This is a genomic window from Rhodococcus sp. As11 (assembly GCF_048957735.1).
Lineage (GTDB): Bacteria > Actinomycetota > Actinomycetes > Mycobacteriales > Mycobacteriaceae > Rhodococcus > Rhodococcus gordoniae.
Window position 1 is genome coordinate 399,267 of sequence record NZ_JARDJE010000002.1, and the last position, 23,701, is coordinate 422,967.

Genomic DNA, 23,701 nt, shown 5'->3' on the forward strand with positions numbered 1-23,701 from the left:
CGGCCACCGGCGCACCTGTAGCCTCGGATACATCGGCTCCACTGATTGCGAGGTCCGATGTGACGATACCGAGACCCCTCCGACGAGCGGGCGTCATCGCCTGCGCCGCAATCACGTTCGTGGTAGCGGGGGCGGCTTGCGCCGGGACGGAGGAGACGGCCCCGGCTGCGGACTACGAGTCGTACGTGGCCCTGGGAGACTCCTTCACCGCCGGACCCGGCATCCCGCCGCAGACCGAAGGCGATCCGTGCGGACGGTCGGGGAGCAACTATCCCACCCTCGTCGCTGCCGGACTCGGCATCGACAACTTCGTCGACGCGTCGTGCGGCGCCGCCACCTCCCTCGATTTCGCGATGCCGCAGACCACCTTCCGCGGCGGGACGGTGCCACCCCAGTACGACTCGCTGCGACCCGACACCGAACTCGTCACGGTGGGCATCGGCGGCAACGACATCGGCCTCGTCCAACTGGCGCTGGGATGCGTGAATCTCTCGGCACCGCCGGAGGGCGCGTCGTGCGCGATCACGAACACCACCGGTGGCGCCGACCGCGTCGACGCCACCATCGACGCTTTCGCACCCACCTACACCACCGTGATCGACGAGATCCGTCGACGCTCACCGGAGGCACGCATCGTCCTCGTCGGCTATCCCACCGGCATCCGCGACGGTGGCTGCTTCCCCGACCAGCGGATCTGGCCCGAGGACGCGACCTATCTGCAGGAGAAGATCGACCGGTTGAACACCGTCATGCGCGAGCAGGCCGAGGCCGCCGACGCGGACTACGTAGACCTGCGTTCTTCGAGCCGCGATCACGACGTGTGTGCCGCTCCGGAGACCCGATGGATGGCCGGTCTGCAGCCGGCCGCCGGGTCGATCCCGCTGCATCCGAACGCGGCCGGGCACCGCAACGCCGCCGACCAGGTACTGGCCGCGCTCACCCATCGATCCTGATCAGTCCTTTGCGGACATCTCGGGAGCCCGCACGGCGAGCAACGACAGCAGGCCGGCGCCGAGCACGAGCAACAGTCCCACGATGCCGGCCCGGTCGGTACCGAACCACCATGCGAAGAAGCCGAACAGCGTCGGCGCCAGGAACGACACCGCCCGACCGGTCGTCGCGTAGAGACCGAACATCTGGCCTTCCCGGCCCGGCGGGGTGAGGCGCGCCAGGAAGGTGCGCGCCGACGACTGTGCGGGACCGACGAACAGGCACAGCACGAGACCGAAGATCCAGAACATGATCGGACCCGAGACCACGAGCAGCACGATGCCGGTCGCGATCATGGCGACCAGCGATCCCACGATCACGGCCTTGGGCCCGATCCGGTCGTCCACCCGTCCGGCCACGAGCGCGCCCACGGCGGACACGACGTTCGCGGCGACACCGAAGAGCAGCACATCGCCCGCTCCGATCCCGTAGACGGTGACGGCGAGAACCGCACCGAAGGTGAAGACACCGGCGAGACCGTCCCGGAACAACGCCGACGCCCCGAGGTACCAGATGGTGCGACGATCCGCCCGCCACAGCTCCGTCAGATCGCGCCCCAACACGCGATAGGACTCGACGAAACCCGCCCGGCGCGCGAGGTCCCCATGCGCGACCGGCTTCTCCGGAACGGCGAGGAGCACGGGCACGGCGAACACCGCGAACCACACGGCAGCGAACAGCGCCACGAGCCGGATGTTGGTGCCGTCCTCCGTCGGTACACCGAGGAAACCGCGCGAATCGCCGTCACCGGCGATGAAGCCGGTGTAACACAACAACAGGAGCGCGATCCCACCGAAATAGCCCATCGCCCAACCGAAACCCGACACCCGGCCGATATCCGCCGGGGTCGACACCTGGCGCAGCATCGAGTTGTACGGGACCTGCGCCAGTTCGGCCATCACCGACGCCACACCGAGCAGGACCATGCCGAGCCACAGATAGTGATAGTCGTCGCGGACGAAGTACATCGCCGCCATGGCCGCGACGGTGACCGCGGTGAGAATGCCCAGCGACCGCTTCCGCCGCCCGGTGGCGTCGTAACGCTGACCGGACACCGGTGCGGTCACGGCGATGACGAAGCCGGCGATGCCCAGGGACCATCCGAGCCAGGTGCTCGCCGAGATCCCGCCCGGCAGGTCGTCCCCGACCGCGTCGGTGAGATAGACGGAGAACACGAAGGTCAGGATCACGGCATTGAACGCCGCCGAACCCCAGTCCCACAGACCCCACGAGAAGACCTGACGACGCGTCGTGGCCTCCCCGGCCCCACTCGCCGTGTCCGTGAACGCATTCATGCCCCGGAGCCTAGGCTTCGAGAGCGCCCGCGGCACCGAACGACTCGATCGCACAGTCGGGGCGGCCCCGGCCGTCGCCGCGCGCCTGCCGCTACGCTGATCCACTGTGACTCTGCCGAATCCCCATCCCGATGCCCGTGCCGTCGTCACCGGAGCGTCCTCCGGCATCGGTGAGGCCCTCGCAACCGAACTCGCCGCCCGCGGCCACTCGCTGATCCTGGTCGCCCGCCGCGGAGAGGTGATGGAGGCCCTCGCCGAGACCCTGCGCGCGAAATACGGTGTGACCGTCGAGGTACGCGCATGCGATCTGTCCGACCGCGACGCCCGGACACCGTTGGTCGACGAACTCGTACGCCGCCGCATCAGCATCCTGTGCAACAACGCCGGCATCGCGACCTTCGGCGCGGTCGCGGAACTCGACGCGACCTACGAGCGGGCGCAGGTCGAACTCAACGCCGTCGCCGTGCACGACCTCACCCTCGCGGTGCTGCCGCAGATGGTCGAGCGGAATTCCGGCGCGATCCTGATGGTCGGTTCGGCCGCCGGCAACATGCCGATCCCGAACAACGCCACCTACGCCGCCACGAAGGCATTCGTGAACACCTTCTCCGAGTCGCTACGCGGCGAACTCAAGGGCACCGGCGTGCACGTCACGCTGCTCGCCCCCGGTCCGGTGCGTACCGAGGAACCCGATCCGGCCGAGGCGTCGATCGTCGACAAATTGGTCCCGGACTTCCTGTGGATCTCGAGCGAGCACACCGCGAAGGTCTCGCTCGACGCGCTCGCCGCGAACCGCATGCGCATCGTGCCCGGCGTGATCAGCAAGGCCATGTCGGCCGCCGGTCAATTCTCGCCGCGATCGGTCTCCGCGCCGATCGCCGGAGCGTTCTACAAGAAGCTCGGCAGCAACTGACACAGCAACACCTCACCGTCTTCGGCGGCGTCCCGTGCCGAAGAGGCTCCGGCCGATCTCGCGGCCGGCCGCGGACGCCGCCGAACGGATGAAGCTGCGCACCGCCGCGCTGCCGAGCACCTGCTCCACGACCGGCTGCCCGGCTTCGTCCGGCGCCGGCGACGGCACGTCCGGGACGGGCTCGACATCGGCCGCCCCGACCATCGACGCGGTGAGCTTCTCGTACGCCGATTCCCGGTCGATGGTGCGGCCGTACTTTCCGTACAGCGGGTTCGCCTGCGCCGACGCGCGCATCGCGCTCTCCCCCACCGTGCCCGTCAGCGAACGCGGCGGTCGCAGACGCGTCCAGGCGACGGGCGTCGGCGCGCCCAGCTCGGACAGGACCGTCACGATCGCCTCGCCGGTACCGAGCCCGGTCAGCGCCTCGGCGAGGTCGTAGGCGTCCGTCTTCGGGAAGGTGCGCACGACCTTCGCGAGCGCGGCCTCGTCCTCGGGGGTGAAGGCGGGTAGCGCGTGCTGCACCCACGCGCCGAGTTGCGACAGCACGCTCCTGGGAAGGTCGGTGGGTAGCTGCGTGCAGAAGACCACGCCGACCCCTCTGGAACGAATGAGCTTCACCGTCTGCTCGATCTGTTGCACGAAGGCCTTCGACGCATCCGTGAAGAGCAGGTGCGCCTCGTCGACGAAGAAGACGAGCCGGGGCTTGTCGACGTCACCCACCTCCGGCAGCGCCTGGAACAGGCCGGCGAGCAACCACATCAGGACGGTCGAGAACAGCGCAGAACGGGTGGCGTCCTCGCCGAGTTCGAACAGGTTGATCGTCCCGTGGCCGTCGATCACACGCAGCAGGTCCTCGACCTCGAGTTCGGGTTCCCCGAAGAATCCGTCGCCACCCGCGCTCTCGAGGCCGACGACGGCGCGAAGGATCACACCGGTGGTCGCGGGCGGCACGGCGCCGAGTTCGTCGAGTGCGTCGCGTCCTTCGTCGCTCGTCAGGTACCGGATCACCTGCCGCAGGTCGGCGAGGTCGAGCAGCGGAAGTCCGTTGCGGTCGGCCCAGTGGAAGATCAGTCCGAGCGTCGATTCCTGAGTCGTGTCGAGGCCGAGCACCTTCGAGAGCAGGATCGGGCCGAAGGAAGTGACGGTGGCACGGACCGGGATGCCGACGCCGTCGGTGCCGACCGAGTAGAAGGCCACGGGATGACCCGTCGGGGTCCATTCCTCGTCCCCGGTGTCGGCCGCCCGGGTGAGGACGCCCTCGTTCGGCTCGCCTGCGGCCGACAGGCCGGACAGATCGGACTCGACGTCCGCCATCACCACCGGAACCCCCGCCGACGACAGCTGTTCTGCCATCATCTGCAGCGTCTCGGTCTTGCCCGTGCCGGTAACACCGGCGACGAGAGCGTGACGGTTGATCGTGGCGAGCGGGATGCGCACCTGCGCGTCCGGGTCGGCGACGCCGTCGAGAACGACACTTCCCAGTTCGAGCGCCTCGCCGATCACGTCGTATCCGGACGCGATGGCAGCAGTGGAAATTTCCGGGTTCTCGGTCATGCTCGCCCCCTCCGGCGTCGACCTGCCCACCGTGACGGTGCCGGCCCCTCACGCTACGGAAGGACCATTTCTATCGAGCGCCAGAATTGTCGCATTACAGTGATTCCGATCACAACCGATGTCGCGCGAGCGTTTAGCCCGACACCCTTCATGACCTGCATGTTCTTCGGGAGAACTCGAAGCGGCGAGGAAACGAAGATCATTCGCAAAAACAATGACTTGTGCTAGCAACGAACTACGCGAAACATTTCACGAGCACAGGAGAAGCACATTGACGCCCAAGATCGCCATTCTCGGAGCAGGTCCCAGTGGACTCGCGCAGCTGCGCGCATTCGAAGCAGCCCGAAAGGCCGGTCTGGAGCAGATCCCCGACATCGTCTGCTACGAGAAGCAGCCCGATTGGGGCGGAATGTGGAACTACACCTGGCGCACGGGACTCGACGAGAACGGTGAACCCGTCCACGCGAGCATGTACCGCTACCTGTGGTCCAACGGCCCCAAGGAATGCCTCGAGTTCGCCGACTACTCCTTCGAAGAGCACTTCGGCCGCCCGATCCCGTCGTACCCGCCACGGGCCGTCCTGCTCGACTACATCATGGGCCGCGTCGCCAAGAGCGACGTGCGCAAGTACATCCGCTTCAACACTGCAGTGCGGTGGGTCGACTGGTCGGACGAGACGCAGAAGTTCACCGTGACGGTGATGGACCACAACCGCGGCGTCCTCGAATCCGACGAGTTCGACTACGTCGTCGTCGCGACCGGCCACTTCTCCACTCCGAACGTTCCCCACTTCGAGGGCCTCGACCGGTTCCCGGGACGCGTACTGCACGCCCACGACTTCCGCGACGCCCGCGAGTTCACCGGAAAGCGCCTGCTCCTCGTCGGCAGCAGCTACTCCGCCGAGGACATCGGCACCCAGTGCGTCAAGTACGGCGCCGAACAAGTGACCTTCAGCTACCGCACTGCCCCCATGGGTCACGACTGGCCCGAACAGTTCTCCGAGGTACCGCTGCTCACCCACGTCGACGGCAAGGTCGCCCACTTCCAGGACGGCAGCACGCGCGAGGTCGACGCCATCGTGCTGTGCACGGGATACAAGCACCACTATCCGTTCCTGCCCGACGAACTGTCACTGCGCACCAACAACCGGTTGTACCCGCGCGACATCTACAAGGGCATCTTCTTCCAGCGCAATCCGAGGTTGATGTACCTCGGCGCACAGGACCAGTACTTCACGTTCAACATGTTCGACGCGCAGGCCTGGTACGCACGCGACGTCATGCTCGGCCGCGTCGACCTGCCCGATCTCGCCACCCGCGAGAAGGACATCGACGTGTGGCGGGCACGCGAGGAGAAGCTGTCGTCACCGGTGGAGGACATCGACTTCCAGGCCGCCTACATCCGCGATCTCGTCGACCGCACCGACTACCCCGAGTTCCACGTCGAACGCCAGGGCGAGGTGTTCAAGCAGTGGAAGAAGGACAAGAAGAACGACATCATGGGGTACCGGAACAAGAGCTACGCCTCGACGTTGACCGGCACCCTCGCTCCGCCGCTGCCGGCGCCGTGGATGGAGATCCTCGACGACTCCCCCGAGTCCTTCCTGAGTCAGGATTTCACCCGCAACGGCTCGGGGCAGCTCGGGCCGGCAGCGCAGAACGGGACCGCAGTGCAGAACGGGACCGGCGAAGGCCGGACGATCGGCCGGCACCGTGCCCCGGCCGCGCGCCGCCCGGTCCGGCCGACCGCATCACGCACCGTTCCCGTCAAGGCGTGATGTCGGGCATTTCGTCGCCGGCCCTCGATGCCGCCCCTCGGGAGTGCGCATCCGATGGCTAGTCTGTCTGTCGTGCAGGACAAACTCGTATGGATCGACTGTGAGATGACGGGGCTGCGTCTCGGCAGCGACAAATTGATCGAGATCGCAGCTCTGGTCACCGACAGTGATCTCAACGTGCTCGGCGAGGGCGTGGACATCGTCATCCACGCCGATGACGACGCCCTCGCCGACATGCCGGCGGTCGTGCAGCAGATGCACGAGCGGTCCGGGCTCACCGAGGAGGTGCGGCGCTCGACGGTCAGCCTCGCCGAGGCGGAGAAGCAGGTCCTCGCGTACATCCGCGAGCACGTCACCGAGGCCGGCACGGCCCCGCTGGCGGGCAACTCCATCGCGACCGACCGCGCATTCATCACCCGCGACATGCCCGAGCTCGACAACTACCTGCACTACCGCATGGTGGACGTCAGCTCGATCAAGGAGCTGTGCCGGCGCTGGTATCCGCGCATCTACTTCGGCCAGCCGGAGAAGGGACTGTCGCACCGGGCACTCGCCGACATCAAGGAGTCGATCCGCGAACTGCGCTACTACCGACGCACGGCGTTCGTGGCGCCCCCCGGCCCCACCCCGGCCGACCTCGCAGCCGTCGTGAAGGACCTGGGACCGGCCTGACCAGCCGATTCGTCTTTTCCGTCATCGTCAGGCTAGTATCTGTACCGCAGGCGCAAGCGGCCGAGAGGTTGCCGGCGAATGCGATGGTGAGTGTAGTTCAGTTGGTAGAGCACCAGGTTGTGATCCTGGCTGTCGCGGGTTCGAGTCCCGTCACTCACCCCGAAGAAACCCCCGATCGGATTCCCGATCGGGGGTTTTCTCGTCCACGACGGATCTTCACGCGCCGAACCGGGGTTCGCCGACGTTACAGCGCGCGCACGGCCCGGCTCGGGGCGCGAGGCGGGTCTATTCGAACGAGCGGGCCACGAACGCGTCGACCTCGGGCAGCGAACGCTCGACCGTCGTGTAGTGCCCGGCCATGTAGACGCGATAGTCGACGTCCGCTCCTGCGGCCTTCATGTCGGCGGCGAGGGCCGCAGAAAGCGGCAGCGGGACCACCACGTCGTGGACGCCGTGGGCGAGGAACACCGGCCGGTCGTATCCGTTCGCCGGAGCGGCGAGATAATCGGCGAGCAGCGCCGCCATGGGCTCCTCGGCCAACGGACGCGCGAGCAACTCACCGACCCGGATGCCGCGCACCGACTCCTCGAGATCGTCGTAACACAGCTCTTCGGCCCGGTCGACGACCTCCCGGCCGACAGGAGTCAGGAAGCTGTCGACGTCCACCTCGGGGTAGGCATCGCGCAGCCCCGCGAAGATGTAGCCGCTGAAACTGACCAGACCCCCCAGCCCGGGATCCGGGAAACCCGGCACGCCGATCGTGAACGCCCGCTCGAGATTCGCCGGTGCGCCCGTGGCGACCGTTCCGCGGAAGTCGAGTTCGGGTGCCCGGAAGGTCGCGATCGTGGCGGTGTGCAGCGCCGCGTGCCCTCCTTGCGACTGGCCCATCACGAGCCACCGCTCGGACAGCGGTGCCCCGCCCGCGCGGGCCGCCCGGACGATGTCGACGATACTGTTCGCGGCACTGGGGCCGTCGAGATAACGATGGAGACCTTCGGAGCCGAGACCGGGGAAGTCGGCAGAGACGATCGCGTAACCGGAGTCGAGCCAGTGCCGCAGATAGGTGCGTTCCAGAGCGGATCGCGGCGTGCGGGTCGTGAGTGCGCAGTCGTCGCCCACGCCGGTCGTGCCGTGTGCCCACGCGATGACGGGCCAGCCACCTTCGGGGGCGTCACCTTCGGGCAGGAACAACGCCCCGGTGGCGACGGTCGGCTCTCCCGACCGCCACTCGGTGCGGTATTCGAGCTTCGTCGCGGTGCCCGCGCCTGGCAGCGACACCTCCTCGGGCAGCGGCTGCTGTGAGACGACGGCACCGGGCGTCGACGCGGTCGACGACGCGACCGGAGCCGCCGCAGCCCCCGTCGGCGTCAGCGATGCGAGCAGCACGGCACCGCAGAATGCGGCGCGCAACGGTCGCCCCCGAACGGCCATCGATCCCCTCTGATCCGTCACGCCGCAGCGTTACCGGCCTTCCATGTGGACCACGGAATGTTCCAGTCACCGAGTCCGTCCGTCCCCGGGAGAACACCGCCGACCGTGTTACGGACCACGACGATGTCGCCGCGCTTGGTGTTGTCGAAGATCCATTTCGCGTTGGCGGGGCTCAGATTCAGGCAACCGTGGCTGACGTTGCGGACGCCCTGGTCGCCGAGTGACCACGGTGCAGAGTGGAAGAAGATGCCGCTGTAGGACATCCGCGTCGCCCAGTCCACCGGAGTGCGGTAGCCCTGCGCCGAGTCGGAGGGAACGCCGTAGGTGGACGAGTCCATGATCATGTTCTCGAACCGGTCGCCGATGATGTAGACGCCGTTCGGGGTGGGCGTGGAGTCCTTGCCGAAGGACGTCGCCATCGTGATGACGTCGACGCCGTTTCGGGTGACGGTGACCTGCTTGGTCGCGTCGTCGGCGGTGATGATCACCGCATCGCCGATGGTGAAGGACGAATGGACGTCGGACTGGCCGAAGAGACCGTCGCCGAGATCCTTGCCGTAGACGTTCACGTCGACGGTGACGGTGGTGCCGGGAGTCCAGTAGTTCTCCGGGCGCCACCGCACCTCACGGTTGTTGACCCAGTAGAAGGCGCCCTCGACCGGAGGGTTCGTGGTGACGGTGACGGCCGATTCGGCCGCGAGCCGGTCCGGGATGTTCTCGTCGAACTGCACGGCGATCGGCTGACCGATGCCCACGATCGAGCCCTCACCGGGCAGCACGTAGGGCTGGGTGAGATTCGCGGGCGACGACGTGGTGAACGCCGCGGTCGAGGTGGTCGCGCCGCCGAGTCCGTACGCGACCGTCTCGAGGGTGTAGGAGCGGTTGTAACCGAGGGGTTCGGTGTTCACCCAGGTCAGTCCGTCGGCGGCGAGTTCGCCCTGCACCGGCTCCCCCGCCGGGTCGAGCAGGGTCACCGAATCGAGCTTGCCGTTGACGACCGAGACGGTCACCGGATCGATCGGCGAGAAGCCGACCGAGCCGTCGGCCACACTCGACGACACCGTCGGCTTGATGAGCGCGGCCACGGGATTGGAGTCGATCGGCACCTCCTCGGCGCCCGAACCCGTACCGCCCGCACATCCGGTGACAAATGCCACAACGCCGACGACGACCACTCCGAGGATCCCTCGCACCCGACGACCCCGGGGGTTCCGCGCACTCGATTCCGCCATTGCCATACTCCGATCCCGCCTCCCCCAAGGCACCGAAAACGCACGTCACAACACCGAACACGATGATGCCAGCCTCTGATGCGGCCGACCCGACGCGACTCCCCCGTACGTCGGTAACGTTCGCATGACAATCGCTCCGACCACCCGAGCCGTTACGGCGACGACCGTACCGAAAACATTCTGACCAGGCGATTTGGTACGTCGCGAGACGGTGTGTAATGTTCTCTTCGTTGCTGGGAGGGCATCCTGGGAACAGATCGTCCAGCGCCATTAGCTCAATTGGCAGAGCAGCTGACTCTTAATCAGCGGGTTCGGGGTTCGAGTCCCTGATGGCGCACAACACGAAGGCCGGGCACCCAGTGTCCGGCCTTCGTTCTGGCGGTCACGCCGTACCCTCTCGCCGAGACGACGACCGGGATACACACCGCCACGCGCCATTAGCTCAATTGGCAGAGCAGCTGACTCTTAATCAGCGGGTTCGGGGTTCGAGTCCCTGATGGCGCACGACACGAAGGCCGGATACCGGAAACGGTATCCGGCCTTCGTCGTTCGCGACCGATGACGCCGTCGCACGGTACTGTCCCCACACTCGATGGCACTGTTCCCCGGAACGAGGAACACCCACGCCGAGTCGACGTGGGTGTTCTCCGAAGCGGTGGAGCGCGAAGGTCAGCGCAGGATCCTGCGCAGCACCAGCAATCCGACGACCGTGCCGGCCGCGATCGCCGCGTACTTCTTCACCTGCGGCTGGTTCACCTTTGCCAGGAGGGTCTGCTTCGTGCTCGCCACCAGATTCTTCGGGTTGGCGCGGACGCTCAGTTCGTCGAGTGTGCTCGCGAGCTGATTGCGGGCCTTCTCGATTTCCCGCTCGATGTCCTCGGTGTCCCTAGCCACGTGTCCTCCAGAAGGTCGCTGCAGTGTGCTGCGACCACGGTAATGGACGCGCGCCGGGAATGGCTGCACGGTCCACTACTGTCGCCCTCATGACGGAGAACAGCAGACTCACGCCCGGCGATCCCGCCCCCGATTTCACCCTCCCCGACGCCGACGGCAACGAGGTGTCGCTGTCGGACCATCGCGGCCGCAAGGTCGTCGTGTACTTCTATCCCGCCGCGAGCACCCCGGGATGCACGAAGCAGGCGTGCGACTTCCGCGACAGCCTCGCCGAACTGAACGAGGCGGGCCTCGACGTGATCGGCATCTCACCCGACAAGCCGGCCAAGCTCGCGAAGTTCCGCGACGCCGAACAGCTGACCTTCCCGCTGCTGTCGGATCCCGAGAAGACCACCCTCCGGGCGTGGGGTGCCTTCGGCGAGAAGAAGATGTACGGCAAGACCGTCACCGGCGTCATCCGGTCGACCTTCCTCGTCGACGAGGATGGGAAGATCGAGGTCGCGCAGTACAACGTCCGCGCGACCGGGCACGTGGCGAAGCTGCGCCGCGACCTGTCGGTCTGATCGGTTCTGCCGTTACCGCGGTGCCAGCGAGGTCAGCAACAGCGCTTCGGCGACGGCGAGATTCTCGATCTCGGTGGGGTCGACACTCTCGTTCGGCGCGTGGATGACGCAGCGCGGTTCCTCGACGCCGATCAGGGCGATCTCGGCCCGCGGCACAGCGCGTTGCAGCGCGGTGCACAGCGGGATCGAGCCGCCCTGCCCGGCAGTCCCGACCTCCCGGCCGTAGGCGGTCTCGAGCGCGGTTCGCAGCGCGGCGTAACCGGGCCCGTCCGTCGGCGCACGGAAGGGTTCGCCGAGGACGTCGCGGTCGATGCGCAGATGCGCTCCCCAGGGCACGTGGGCCTCGAGATGAGCGACGAGCGCGTCCTGGGCGGTGCGGGCGTCGATGCCCGGCGGCACGCGCAGGTTCAGGCGTGCGGACGCTCGCGGCACGACCGCCGCGGCCGAGCCGACGACGGGCGGGGCGTCGATCCCGAGGACGGTCAGGGCCGGTCGCGCCCACACCGCGTCGGCGACGGTGCCGGAAGTAGGCAGCGTGACACCGTCGAGCACGCCCGCATCGGCGCGGAAACGGTCCTCGGGGTACGGGACGCCGTCCCAGGTCGCGGAGCAGTCGAGTCCGTCGACGACCGTATTGCCGTGTTCGTCGCGGAGGGTGCCCAACAGGTGCACGAGCGCGGCGAGCGCGTCGGGGGCCGCTCCGCCGTACATCCCCGAGTGGATCTCGCCTCTCAACGTCTCGATGTGCACGTCGACGTTCGCGATGCCCCGCAGCGTGGTGGTGAGCGTGGGTTGCCCGACTGCGGTGTTGCCGCAGTCGCCGATGACGATGAGGTCGGCGTCGAACAACTCGGGTCGCTCGGCGACGAGGTGGTCGAGTCCGGCCCCGCCCATCTCTTCCGAGCCCTCGATGACGATGCGGACACCGACAGGAAGAGAGCCGTCCTCGCGCAGCGCCCGCAGTGCGAGCAGGTGCATGACGACATTGCCCTTGCAGTCGGCGGCACCGCGGCCGTACCAGCGACCGTCCCGTTCGGTGAGGGTGAAGGGCTCGCTGTGCCAGAGCGATTCGTCGCCGGGCGGCTGAACGTCGTAGTGGCTGTAGAGCAGAACCGTCGGTGCGCCCTCCGGTGCGGGTGTGTGGCCGAGGACGGCGAGCGAGCCGTCGGAGGTCTCGATCGTCTCGACGTTCTCGATTCCTGCGGCGGCGAAGGCATCCCGCACCCAGTTCGCGGCCCCTGTGCACTCCTCGGCGGGGAACTGACGCGGATCCGCGACGGAGCGGAAGGCGACGAGGGTTGCGAGGTCTGCCCGCGCGGCCGGCATCGCGATACGGATCCGCTCACGAATTCGGTCCGGGATGGTGGTGTCCACGCTGCTCATCGATCTCCGTCCGTCGAGGTTCTGCCGCCATCCTAGGACCGGCCGGGCGGGACCCGCCGGGACTCGGCGACGCTCCGGCGCGGACGAGTCCCGTTCCCGGCGTCACATCTTCCATTTCTGACACTCGGACTCACAGCAAGTATTCGGTAAAGAGATGCCCTACGGCTAGCCTGGGCGCGTGGAGTCAGCAACGAACGGCCGCCGCGCCCCGCGCCGGATCGATCCGGCGCTCGAGGTTCAGGCCGAGCCCCAGGAGCTCGTGCCGCGTCGGCGGCCCACCCAGGAGCGGAGCCGCCGCAAGTTCGATGCCCTGCTGGCGGCCTCGCGTGAACTGCTCACCGAGGTCGGCTTCGAGTCGTTCACCTGCGAGGAGGTCGCGTCCCGCGCCGACGTCCCCATCGGCACCCTCTACCAGTTCTTCGCCAACAAGTACGTGATCGTGTGCGAGCTCAACCGGCAGGACCTCGTGGGGGTCCAGAGCGAGCTCGCCCAGTTCAACGGCAAGATCCCGTCGGTCGACTGGTTGCGCTTCCTGAACAGCTTCGTCGACCACCTCGCCGGGCTGTGGACCACCGATCCGTCCCGGCGCGAGGTCTGGCTCGCGATGCAGTCCACCCCGTCCACCCGCGCCACCGGCGCCATCCACGAACGCGAGTTCGCCGAGCAGGTCGCACGGATGCTCGCGCCGCTCACCCCCGACACCCCGCGGCCGCGCCGCAAGCTCATGGCCGAGGTGCTCGTCCACATCGTGTACTCGATGCTCAACTTCTCGGTGCAGGACGACCAGACCCACGCCGACGCCGTCGTCGAACTCAAGCGGATCATGGTCGCCTATCTGCAGATCGCCGAACAGGATTCCCGCGCTCAGGCCAAGCGACGCCGACGCCGCGAGGAACGCGCGGAATCCTCACGCGAACAGACCGACCGGCAGGAGACCGAAACGGATCAGGCCGAGGAAGCTCGCGCTCCCTCGGCCTGATCCTCACATCGTCGTCGGTCGGTCGTCGACCTCGTCGAGGACGACGAACGCGCCGGCCATGTCACCGTCGTGGGTGAGCGACACGTGGATCCGCATCCCGGTCAGCCTCTCCGCGACCTCCCGGTGCAGTCGGATGCTCGGGCGTCCCCACGCGTCGGACACCACCTCGATGTGCTGGTGGATCGTCTCCGGCAACACCGGTGGACTCCCGAACAGCGAGGCCGACCACGCCTTGATCACCGCTTCCTTCGCCGCCCACCGGGCCGCGAAGTGACGGGCGGGATCGGAGCTGCGGGTGTTCGCGTCGCGACGCTCGCCCGGTGTGAAGTTCGCCAGCATCGTCGTTCCCGTACGACTCAGCTGTTCCGCGAACTCCGGCACCGACACGAGGTCGAACCCGACTCCCGCAACTCCCATCCCGAGACCCGTCTACTTACTTGCAGCCGGGCAGACCCGAGCGGTACACGTCGTCGTCACCGAGACGCGCCTCCGCCGAGAGCAGCATGTCCGCCTCGAGCTGACGCGTGGCCGCTGCAGGCACGTGATCGCCACCGAGGCGACGATCCGCGGGACGCTGGTAGAGCGACGCCCCACCGGTCATCGCGTCCACCAGGCGTCGCTTGCCGGCGACGGTGCGCTCGGCAGCCTCGGCCAGGTAGGCCTCCCGGCGCTCGGCCGGGACCGCCTCGACGAACGCCTGCGGATGCACCACGGCGATCAGACCCGACACGTGCCCGAACCCGAGGCTCGTGAGCAGACCCGCCTTGAGCGGGAGCTGCTCACCGAAGCGGATCGGTGTGCGCGGCCACACCAGGTGCTCGAACTCCGCCATCTTCTCGTCGACACAGTCGAGGCTGCGGTTCGGCGGAACCACACCCTGCGCGAGAACCTGGCACAGGCCGATCAGCTGGAAGGCGGCGGCGCCACCCTTGGCGTGACCGGTCAGCGACTTCTGCGAGACCACGAACATCGGGTTGCCCTCGCTACGGCCCAGCGCACCGGCCAGACGCTCGTGCAGTTCGGCCTCGTTCGGATCGTTCGCCGCGGTCGAGGTGTCGTGCTTGGAGATCACCGCGATGTCGTCGGCCGTGAGGCCGAGCTTGCGCAGTTCCTTCGCCAGACCCGACTCGCGTCCACCGCGACCCGCACCGAGTGCACCGATGCCGGGCGCCGGGATCGAGGTGTGCACACCGTCGGCGAACGAACCCGCCCACGCGACCACACCGAGCACCGGCAGTCCCATCTCGAGCGCGACGTCGCCGCGGGCGAGCAGGATGGTGCCGCCACCGGCCGACTCGACGAATCCACCGCGACGACGGTCGTTGGCGCGGGAGAAGCGACGATCGCTGATGCCCTTGGCCTGCATGTCCTCCGACTTGGCGGTCGCGGACATGTCACCGAAGCCGACGATGCCCTCGATACCGAGATCGTCGAAGCCACCGGCGACGACCAGATCGGCCTTGCCGAGCTTGATCTTGTCCACGCCCTCCTCGACGGAGACCGCAGCCGTGGCGCACGCCGCGACCGGGTGCACCATCGCGCCGTAGCCACCGACGTACGACTGGACGACGTGCGCGGCGATGACGTTCGGCAGGGCCTCCTGCAGGATGTCGTTCGCGCGGGATTCGCCGAGCAGCGTGTCGATGTACAGCGACCGCATCGACGACATTCCGCCCATGCCGGTGCCCTGCGTGTTGGCGACCATCGACGGGTGCACCCAGCGCAGCAGCTCGGACGGGGTGAAGCCACCGGTGAGGAAGGCGTCGACCGTGGTGACGATGTTCCACAGACCCACCCGGTCCACCGAGTCCGCCATGTCGGCGGGGATGCCCCACTTCGTGACGTCGAAGCCGGTCGGGATCTGACCGCCGACCGTGCGGGTCAGCTTCGCCTTGCGCGGCACGCGGATCTCGGTGCCGGCCTTGCGGGTGACGGTCCAGTCGCCCGACTCGGCGTCGACCGACGCGACCGTGTTCTCCGGATCGGAGTCGACGAACGCGCGGGCCTCGGCCTCGGAACCGACGACGAAGGACAGATCCTTGTCGAGGAAGACCGAGGTCAGCAGCGGCGCCGTGTTGTCGATCATCGCGCCCTCGTCGCCGTAGCGGCGGATACCGCAACGCTCGACCACCGCGTCGTGGTAGCGGTCGGCGATCTCCGCCTCCGGCACCAGCTCACCGGTCTCGGTGTCGTAGAAGCCCGGCTTCGGATCGTTCTCCCAGCCGATCAGGCCCGTGACCCACGCCAGCTCGAGCACACCGGCGGCCGACAGTTCCTCGTCGACCTCCATCTCGAAGCGGGTGCGAGCCGAACCGTAGGGGCCGAGCTCACCGGCCCCGACGATGACGACCGTGTCGGACAGGTCGGCGGTGACCGTGCCCCACTCGGGGGTCGGCAGTGCCTCCGCGCGCGGAGGCTCGGGCAGCGCCGCGATGGTCGCGGTGCCGTCCTCGGTCTCCTCGACGGCGTCGGCCGCGTCCTGCGCCTGCTTCGCGAGCGCCGGCAGGTCGACATCCACCTCGGACAGTCCACCGGTCAGGTCCGCGACGAGCGGGGCCTCGGCAGCGAGACGCGTGGCCTCCGGTCCGACCAGCTTCAGCAGCTCCTCGGCCATCTCGTCCGTCGACCAGGTGCGCACACCGGCAGCCTCGACGGCGTCGACCAGCGGGTCGTTGCCGCCCATCAGGCCCGTGCCGCGCACCCAGCCGATGAGGGCGTGAGCCAGGGTGACGCGCTCGGCCCAGGTACGCTCGGCGCTCCAGCGGTTGATGACCGCGTCGAGTGCGGCCTTGGCCTCACCGTAGGCACCGTCGCCACCGAACTTGCCGCGGTTCGGCGAACCGGGCAGCACGACGTGCAGGTGGGTGTCGACGTCGCGGTCGTAACCGATCTTCGACAGTCCGGCGATCAGTCGCTCGACCGACCACAGCAGCACCCGCATCTCCATCTCGGCGCGCGCACCGGCGTCGGCGAGCGAACCCGCCACGCGCGGCGCGGCGAACGGGAAGAGCAGCGTCGGGGTGAGCGCGTCCTTGATCAGCTTCTTCGCACCACCGGCGACCTCGACGGTCTCGGTGCCGATCCACTCGATCAGGGCGTCGACGTCGCTGTAGGACGCCATGTTCGCGGGAACCACCCACAGAGCGGCACCGGCCCGCGCGTTACGTGCGTACAGCTCCTTGTAGAAGCCCAGGCGGCTGTCGTTCAGCGAGGACGTCGTGACGACGACCGTCGCACCACCGGCGAGCAGCTTCGCGGCGACCGCTGCGCCGATACCGCCCTTGCTGGCGCCGGTCACCACGGCGATCTCGTCCGCGTACTCGGCGCCCTCGGTGACGACGGCGGCCTCGGCGATCGCGGCGTAGGTCTGCGCCAGCTCCGTGCGACCGGCCTCCGTGGCCTTGCGGCCCCAGAACTCGGCGTGCGCGGCGACGGTCCGGCCCGAACCGGTGAACCGCTCGCTCCGGAGCTGCTCACCGAGCCAGACACGGGCCAGGTCCTCACGGGCGGTGGCCCAGCGGTCGTCGATCAGGACGGCCTTGCGCTCGTCGAAGGCAGGTGCGACCAGACGCGGCCAGTCGGAGCCGAGCTCCGCCGACACCAGGTCGACCAGTTCGTCGTCGGCCTTGTCGGCCGGACCCGAGACCTGCTCGGTGTGGCCGAGCTGCTCGAGCACGAGGCGTGCGGCGTTCGCGAGAACTCCGTCGCGGCCGGTGATCTGCTCGGCGAACTCGCCGAGGGCAGCGGCGTCGACCGTCGCTCCCCCGCCGCCACCGGCGGACGGCATGGACACGGCGATTCCGCGACGCGAGGCCACCGCCTGGACGGCGGCGTCGATCAGCTTGTCGACCGAAGCGGCATCCGCCAGGGCACCGTCGGTCAGACCACCGAGGTCACCGCCGCGGACGGACGCACCGTCGCGGCTACCGAGTGCAGCTTCGGCGGTGACGTGCGACGCCCAGCCCTCGCCCAGACCCCACACCTTGGTGACACGGTCGGCGATGTAGGCGGGACGCTTGCCCGACGGGCCGAACACCTTGCGCAGGTGGTCGTTGATCGAGTCCGACAGCACCGGGCCGAAGGGACGGTAGGTGCGGGCGAGACGGTCGACCGTGCCGGCGAGGGCACCCATGTCGGCGTCGGCGGCACCGTCGATCGCACCGAGCGAGAGTTCGGAACCGAGGTCGACGAGCAGCTGGTTGCGGCGCGAGGACACGCCGTCGCACAGCGCCTCGATGGTGTCGGCGGGACCGATCTGATCCGGGCGCAGCTTCGTCCACAGGGCGATGAGCACCTTGGTGGCGTCGGCGGCCTTGAACGCGATGTCGTCCGGGGTGGGGCCACCGGCCGGCGCAGCAGGAGCCGCGGCGGGTGCCGGGGCCGCAGCGGCGGCGGGAGCGGCCTCGGCGGCCGGTGCGGCCGGCTCGTCGTCCTCGACCGGAGCCGGGTCGGTGTCGGTCGAGTACACGATCGACGCCTCGCGCTCGATGTTGAGCACCTCGACGGGCTGACCGAAACGACCGGGCAGCTTCAGCGTCTGCGACGCGAGGTTCGCGACGGTGGGCGCGCCACCGAGGCCGACCTCGACGAACCGCTCGACACCGAGACCACCGTCGGCCTCGTCGGCGAACAGCAGATCCTGGGTCTCGATCCAGCGCACCGGCGACGCGAACTGCCAGGCCAGCAACTCGGCGAGCACCACGCGGGTGAGCTCGACCGGAGTGACCGACCAGCGGTCGAAGTCCGCGAGGACCTCGGCGAGCGGCTGCGACGGCACCAGGTCGGCGATCTCCTGGATGAACTCGCGGCCCAGGTCGAACGGCTTGGGCACGAGGTTGGGGATGTACCGGCCGATGAGGATGTCCGGGTCGATCTCCTGCGGCAGCAGCGCCAGCAGGCGCTCGCGGAAGTCGTCGACACCGCCCCGCAGCACGGTCGAGTGGAACGGCACGTCGATGCCCGGGACCAGGATGAACGCGCGCTTGCCACCGAACTCGGCGACCTTGCGCTCGATCACGGATTCGAGGGCTTCGAGACCCGCGACCGTGCCGGCGATCGCGTACTGCGAACCGCGCAGGTTCAGGTTGACGATCTCGAGGAACTCCCCGGTCTCCTCGGCGACACCGGCGACGAAGGCCTGCAGGTCGGCATCGTCCAGACCGAACTGCGACGGCCGGATCGCGGCCATGCGGTAGTTCGAGCGGCCCTGCTCGTCGCGCGGCACGAGGGCGTGCATGGCGGAGCCGCGCTGGAAGACGACCTCGAGGACGGCCTCGAGCGGCAGCACACCGGCGACGGCGGCGAGCGCGTTGTACTCGCCCACCGAGTGACCGGCCAGGAAGGCGTCTTCGACGAACGCGCCGGCCTCCTTCAGCTCGGCGATCTGCGCGACACCCAGTGTCGCCATCGCGACCTGCGTGAACTGGGTCAGGTGCAGCACACCGTCGGGATGCTTGTGAGTGACCCCGCGGGCCTTGAGGACCGTCGGATTGTCGCGGACCACGGCGAGGATCGAGAAGCCGAGGGCCTCGCGGGTGTGCTTGTCTGCGCGCTCCCAGATCTCGCGGGCGGCCTTCGAGCGGGCACGGGCGTCGAGACCCATGCCGGGACGCTGGATGCCCTGGCCCGGGAAGGCGTAGACGGTCTTCGGCGCGGCGATACGGCCGGTCGCGACCATCACCAGGTCACCGTCGACGCGGCAACCGACCTCGACGACCTCGGCTCCACCGTCGGTGGCGATGCGGTCGACACGCACGTCGATCTTCGCGCCCGGACGGACCATGCCCAGGAAACGCGCGGTCCACGCCGTCAGACGACGGACCGGCAGCTTCGCGTCCTGCTCGATCGCGGTGACGACCTGCTGGGCCGCAGCCGACAGCCACATGCCGTGGACGATCGGGCTTCCGAGACCGGCGAGCAGCGCGGCGTTGTCGGAGGTGTGGATCGGGTTGTGATCGCCGGAGACCCTTGCGAAGGCGCTCATGTCGGTCGGCGCGACGATCACGGCATCGCGGCGGCGGCGACGCGGCGTGTCGGTGACGGCCTCGGTGAGAGCACCACCGGCGCGGACCGGATCGGCGAGATCGGCGGTGCCGGTGCGGCCACGGATCGCGAACCGCTCGGCCAGGGTGGCGACCACCCGGTCGCCCGAGCCGTCACCGCTGTCGGCGGTGATGACCACGTCGACCTCGACGACGCGACCCAGGTCGGTGTCGGAGACACCGGTGACCTCGGCCTTGACGCCCAGGAAGGCAGGCTCGGTCGGCAGACCGTTCTTGACGTCGATCGCGTGGTCCAGGTGGACCAGGTCGAGCATGCCCTCGATGACCGAGAGATCGGTCTCGGTGCGGGCGGCGCCCAGCGCGGCGAAGACGGCCGGCCAGCAGGCACCCACGAGCACGTCGGGCACACCGTTGCCGCTCGGCGTCAGGTTCGCGGGCAGACCCGAACCGGTGACACCGGCGTGGTCGGCGGTCTTCTCCGGCAGCCAGCCGAGGGTGATACGGGCAGCGCCCTTCCTGACCTCGGGGAGTTCCTGACCGGCGGCGACACCGAGCAGAGCCGACATCGACGCATCGGCGTCGGCTTCGGTGACGACGGGCGCGCCACCGGAGACGACCGAGGCGGGCACGGTCAGGCGGATCTCGACGGCCTTGTCGCGCACCAGCGGAACCCGCAGGCCGACGTGCTCGTCGTCGAGGATCGTCAGGGTCGCACCCGTCGGAGCGTGCGAGGCAGCGGTCTCCGACTCGACGGTCCACTCGCCCAGATCACCGAGGCGGTGGATCGGGTTGCGGGTCTGGCGACCCGCCCACGAGACGTCCGGCGAGGACAGCACGGCGTCGAGCAGGCCCGGCGCGATGTCGCGGTGGCGACGCGCGGCGAGCTCCACCGGCTCCGCGCCCTCGGCGACGAGCTCGTCGGCCGTGGCCTTCTCGAAACGGTCGAGGAGTTCACCGACCGGCTCGTCGACACGGGTGATGCCGGCAACGGCGACGGTGCCGGGGATCACGCACACCTGGTCGGCCGAGTAACGCGGATCGTGGGCCTGCCACAGCGAATCCGAACGCCACCAGCGACGCACGTCCTGGTCGACGACCGGAACGAAGTTGACGGGCTTGCCGGGGGTGCGGCACAGCGACACGAAGAACGGCACGTCGGCAGGATGCAGCACGACGTCACCCGCGTCGGGATATTGCGCGAGCAGCGACTTGATCGCGGCGTACGGGCGCTCGAGCACCGCGTCGTCGTCGAACAGGGTCGGGATCGGGCCCCGGCACACGGGATGCAGGCGGGCCTCGGCGCGCTGCAGCATGTCGCGGAAACGCTCACGCCACGACACGTCCAGCCACGGGCTGGTGTGCGCCTCGGCGAGGACATCACCGAGATCGCTGCCGCAGTCGAACTCGGCGCCGTTGTCCGCACCGACCGCCAGCTCGAGGTAGCGCTCGAGCCACTGCAGGTAGGTCATGGTGTCCAGGTCGCCGAAGTACGGCTTCGCCGTTCCGTTCAGCGCCTCGACGATCTCGGCGCGGCGCGCGGCCACGGCGTCGGCATCACCGGCGACCTCGTCGAGGAGGCGGCCCGTGCGCGAGGCGGCGTTGTCGATCTCGTGGATGTCGGCGCCGAGCTGGCTGCGACCGGAGGCCATACCGCCGGTCGCGGTGCCGGCGGCGACCCAGTCGGGCGTGCCGGGCGTGTCCACGAGAAGCTGCTTGACCTCGGGGGCCGTGGTGGCCTCGAGGGTCGCCATCGCGGCGGTACCGACGAGGATGCCGTCGAGCGGCATCGCCGGGAAACCGTAGACGGTCGACCAGCGGCCGGTCAGGTACTCGGCGGCCTTCTCCGGCGTACCGATGCCACCGCCGACGCACAGCACCAGGTTCGGGCGCGTACGCAGCTCCGCATAGGTGTCGAGAAGCAGGTCGTCGAGGTCCTCCCACGAATGGTGACCACCGGCGCGGCCGCCCTCGATGTGGGCGATGACCGGGTAGTCCGGGACCTCGTTGGCGATGCGGATCACCGAACGGATCTGCGCGACCGTGCCCGGCTTGAAGGCGACGTGCTCGATGCCGGCCCCACGCAGATCGGAGATGATCTGCACTGCCTCGTCGAGCTCCGGGATACCGGCGGTGACGACGACACCGTCGAAGGGCGCACCTGCCGCACGGGCCTTGGGCACGAGGCGCTTGCCGCCCACGTGCAGCTTCCACAGGTACGGGTCCAGGAACATCGAGTTGAACTGGACCGCGCGGCCCGGCTCGAGCAGCTCGGTCAGCTCGGCGACATGGTCGGCGAAGATCTGCTCGGTGACCTGACCGCCACCGGCGAGCTCGGCCCAGTGACCGGCGTTCGCGGCCGCGGCGACGATCTTCGGATCGACGGTCGTGGGCGTCATGCCCGCGAGCAGGATCGGCGAGCGGCCCGTCAGGCGGGTGAAGGCCGTCTCGACGGCGACGCGGCCGTCGGGCAGCGCGACCGGCTTCGGAGCGAACTCCGACCAGGCACGCGGAACCTCGGGCTCGGCGCCCGGGGTGAGGAGGTTGCGCTGACCGCCGCGGGTCGCGGCGGCGATGATGCCGACGCCCTGACCCCGCAGGCCCGAGCTGGTCATGCGGGTGAGGAGCTCACCCGGACCGAGGTCGAGGATCCACGAGGCACCGGACGCGACGGCGGAGTCGACCTGCTCGACCCAGTCGATCGGGGCGACGAGAATCGCGTCCGCGAGCGAACGCGCGAGCTCGGCGTCGAGCTCGCAGCGAGCGGCCCACTCGGCGACCTGCTCGACGGCGTCGGCGAAAGCGGGGTGATGGAATCCGACCTCGGCCGCGACAGGTTCGAAGGTCGGGGCGAAGACCGCACCGCCGCGCTTCTTGGCCTCGCGCTCGCGGGTCTCGGCGGCCGAGATCTGCTCGCAGCGCTGCTGCACGCGCTCGAGTGCGGCGGGCGGGCCCGACAGCACGACGCGACGACGAGCGTTGCGGATGGCGACGACGGCGCTGCGCTCGGCGTCCTGGTCTTCGAAGACGCCGGCGACGATCGTGCGCAGGCGCTCGGGGTCGACGTTGGCGACGGCGAGCATCGGGTACTTGCCGGCGCCGGAGATCAGGCCGCGGCGGCGGCCGACGAGGGTCGCGGCGGCACCGATGAGCTGGGCGATCGCAAGGATCTCGGCGTCCTTGCGGCCGGCGGCGGCGACGGACTCGACGGCGAGGACACCCTGCGAGTGGCCGATGACCGCGCTCGGTGCGACGGAGTCGACGTCGAGGCCCTGGTTCGCGAGCGCGCGCAGCGCGGCGACCTGGGTGAGGAAGACGCCGGGAAGCGACACGGCGGCAGAGGTGAGAGCTGCTTCGGAGGGGCCGGCGGGCGCGTCGTCCTCGTCGGCGAGTTCGGCCTCGAGGATCCACGCGACGGGGTCGAAGCCCGTCGGACGGACCACGACGAGGTCGCTCGCGACCGGGGCGAGGTGCGCGGTGGCGCGGTTGACCAGGTCGGTGAGGACCGGTTCGAGTCCGTTATCGCGGCTGAGCTCCTCGAGCGAGGTGAGCCAGGGGGCTCCCTGACCGCCGAATGCGAGCGCGTAGGGCTCGCCCGCGAGGAGCTTGTCGACCAGGGCACGGGCCGGAGCGGCTGCCGTGGACCGATCGGTGGTGCGTCGTGATGCCTTCGAGTTCCGTCCGTTGTCGCCTGGTGTGGTCTCGTCGATCGTCACGCGTGTGGTTCCTCTCCTGAACACCCCGGCGTCGAGGCTTCGTGTTTCAGCGCTGCGCGCCGGTGTGCTGCTGGACTAGTGGTCCGCTGTTCGGGCACGCCCAGGTTCGCACAGAATCATGAGGGGTTCCTCATGTTTTGTTTCGCACAGTTTGCCCGACACCCCTCCCGCCAGTGATTTCGCTCACACGTCGGGGCAAAAGTAACCGGTCGGTAACCCGAGTCATTCCTGGCTGCGCCGATGTGTGGACGTCCATGAACCCGAGGAATTCCTCACGTTTTTCGTTATCAAATCGTTACCTAT

The 23,701-nt window shown here is 68.8% G+C and carries 14 protein-coding genes and 3 tRNA genes; 9 read left to right on the forward strand and 8 right to left on the reverse strand.

The features are described from left to right. Positions 1-59 precede the first annotated feature (59 nt). Positions 60-953 (forward strand): SGNH/GDSL hydrolase family protein, encoded by an 894-nt coding sequence (locus PV766_RS04260; RefSeq protein ID WP_421096468.1) that lies wholly within the window; start codon positions 60-62, stop codon positions 951-953. On the opposite strand, the gene PV766_RS04265 is transcribed toward PV766_RS04260, so the two are convergent. After that, on the reverse strand, positions 954-2,285 hold the full coding sequence (locus tag PV766_RS04265; protein WP_064065550.1) for an MFS transporter: 1,332 nt from the start codon (positions 2,283-2,285) through the stop codon (positions 954-956). A gap of 106 nt (positions 2,286-2,391) precedes the next feature. On the opposite strand from PV766_RS04265, the gene cmrA reads away from it, so the two are divergent. After that, complete coding sequence (gene cmrA, locus PV766_RS04270; RefSeq protein WP_016933740.1) at positions 2,392-3,198, forward strand: mycolate reductase; 807 nt, start codon at positions 2,392-2,394, stop codon at positions 3,196-3,198. 12 nt (positions 3,199-3,210) lie between these two features. On the opposite strand, the gene PV766_RS04275 is transcribed toward cmrA, so the two are convergent. Beyond that, the gene (locus PV766_RS04275; protein WP_421096469.1) at positions 3,211-4,752 is read right to left on the reverse strand and encodes a helicase HerA-like domain-containing protein; all 1,542 of its coding nucleotides are present in this window, start codon (positions 4,750-4,752) and stop codon (positions 3,211-3,213) included. Between the two features lie 271 nt (positions 4,753-5,023). Here PV766_RS04275 and PV766_RS04280 point away from each other — a divergent pair, with 271 nt between their 5' ends. The 3 genes from PV766_RS04280 (at position 5,024) to PV766_RS04290 (ending at position 7,360) form a co-directional block, all read left to right on the forward strand. Beyond that, entirely contained in the window at positions 5,024-6,529 is a 1,506-nt protein-coding gene (locus PV766_RS04280) for a flavin-containing monooxygenase (RefSeq protein ID WP_421096470.1), read from the forward strand. Positions 6,530-6,601: 72 nt separating this feature from the next. Next, a complete protein-coding gene (gene orn / locus PV766_RS04285; RefSeq protein ID WP_129978236.1) occupies positions 6,602-7,201 on the forward strand; it encodes an oligoribonuclease in 600 nt (199 codons plus the stop codon). 86 nt (positions 7,202-7,287) lie between these two features. Continuing rightward, positions 7,288-7,360: transfer RNA gene (locus PV766_RS04290), tRNA-His, on the forward strand. Between the two features lie 126 nt (positions 7,361-7,486). Here the strand turns inward: PV766_RS04290 and PV766_RS04295 are convergent. Further along, a complete protein-coding gene (locus PV766_RS04295; RefSeq protein ID WP_129978235.1) occupies positions 7,487-8,632 on the reverse strand; it encodes a lipase family protein in 1,146 nt (381 codons plus the stop codon). A gap of 17 nt (positions 8,633-8,649) precedes the next feature. Continuing rightward, positions 8,650-9,870, reverse strand: coding sequence for a L,D-transpeptidase (locus tag PV766_RS04300; RefSeq protein WP_421096471.1), 1,221 nt, complete (start codon positions 9,868-9,870; stop codon positions 8,650-8,652). A 258-nt stretch (positions 9,871-10,128) separates the two neighbouring features. Between PV766_RS04300 and PV766_RS04305 the strand changes: the two genes are divergently transcribed. Both PV766_RS04305 and PV766_RS04310 read left to right on the forward strand, forming a co-directional pair. Next, positions 10,129-10,201 (forward strand) — tRNA-Lys (locus tag PV766_RS04305). Positions 10,202-10,295: 94 nt separating this feature from the next. Beyond that, positions 10,296-10,368: transfer RNA gene (locus PV766_RS04310), tRNA-Lys, on the forward strand. A gap of 165 nt (positions 10,369-10,533) precedes the next feature. Here PV766_RS04310 and PV766_RS04315 read toward each other — a convergent pair. Next, positions 10,534-10,758 (reverse strand): DUF3618 domain-containing protein, encoded by a 225-nt coding sequence (locus PV766_RS04315; RefSeq protein ID WP_016933371.1) that lies wholly within the window; start codon positions 10,756-10,758, stop codon positions 10,534-10,536. Positions 10,759-10,847: 89 nt separating this feature from the next. On the opposite strand from PV766_RS04315, the gene bcp reads away from it, so the two are divergent. Next, positions 10,848-11,321 carry a thioredoxin-dependent thiol peroxidase gene (gene bcp / locus PV766_RS04320; RefSeq protein ID WP_421096472.1) on the forward strand — a complete coding sequence of 158 codons (474 nt, stop codon included), beginning with the start codon at positions 10,848-10,850 and terminating at the stop codon, positions 11,319-11,321. A gap of 12 nt (positions 11,322-11,333) precedes the next feature. Here bcp and PV766_RS04325 read toward each other — a convergent pair whose 3' ends face one another. Continuing rightward, a complete protein-coding gene (locus PV766_RS04325) occupies positions 11,334-12,704 on the reverse strand; it encodes a dipeptidase (RefSeq protein WP_421096473.1) in 1,371 nt (456 codons plus the stop codon). Between the two features lie 178 nt (positions 12,705-12,882). On the opposite strand from PV766_RS04325, the gene PV766_RS04330 reads away from it, so the two are divergent. Then, a complete protein-coding gene (locus PV766_RS04330) occupies positions 12,883-13,683 on the forward strand; it encodes a TetR family transcriptional regulator (RefSeq protein WP_016933368.1) in 801 nt (266 codons plus the stop codon). Positions 13,684-13,686: 3 nt separating this feature from the next. On the opposite strand, the gene PV766_RS04335 is transcribed toward PV766_RS04330, so the two are convergent. Both PV766_RS04335 and PV766_RS04340 read right to left on the reverse strand, forming a co-directional pair. Then, entirely contained in the window at positions 13,687-14,100 is a 414-nt protein-coding gene (locus tag PV766_RS04335) for a holo-ACP synthase (RefSeq protein ID WP_421096474.1), read from the reverse strand. Between the two features lie 16 nt (positions 14,101-14,116). Then, a complete protein-coding gene (locus PV766_RS04340; RefSeq protein ID WP_421096475.1) occupies positions 14,117-23,398 on the reverse strand; it encodes a fatty acid synthase subunit beta domain-containing protein in 9,282 nt (3,093 codons plus the stop codon). Positions 23,399-23,701: the final 303 nt, after the last annotated feature.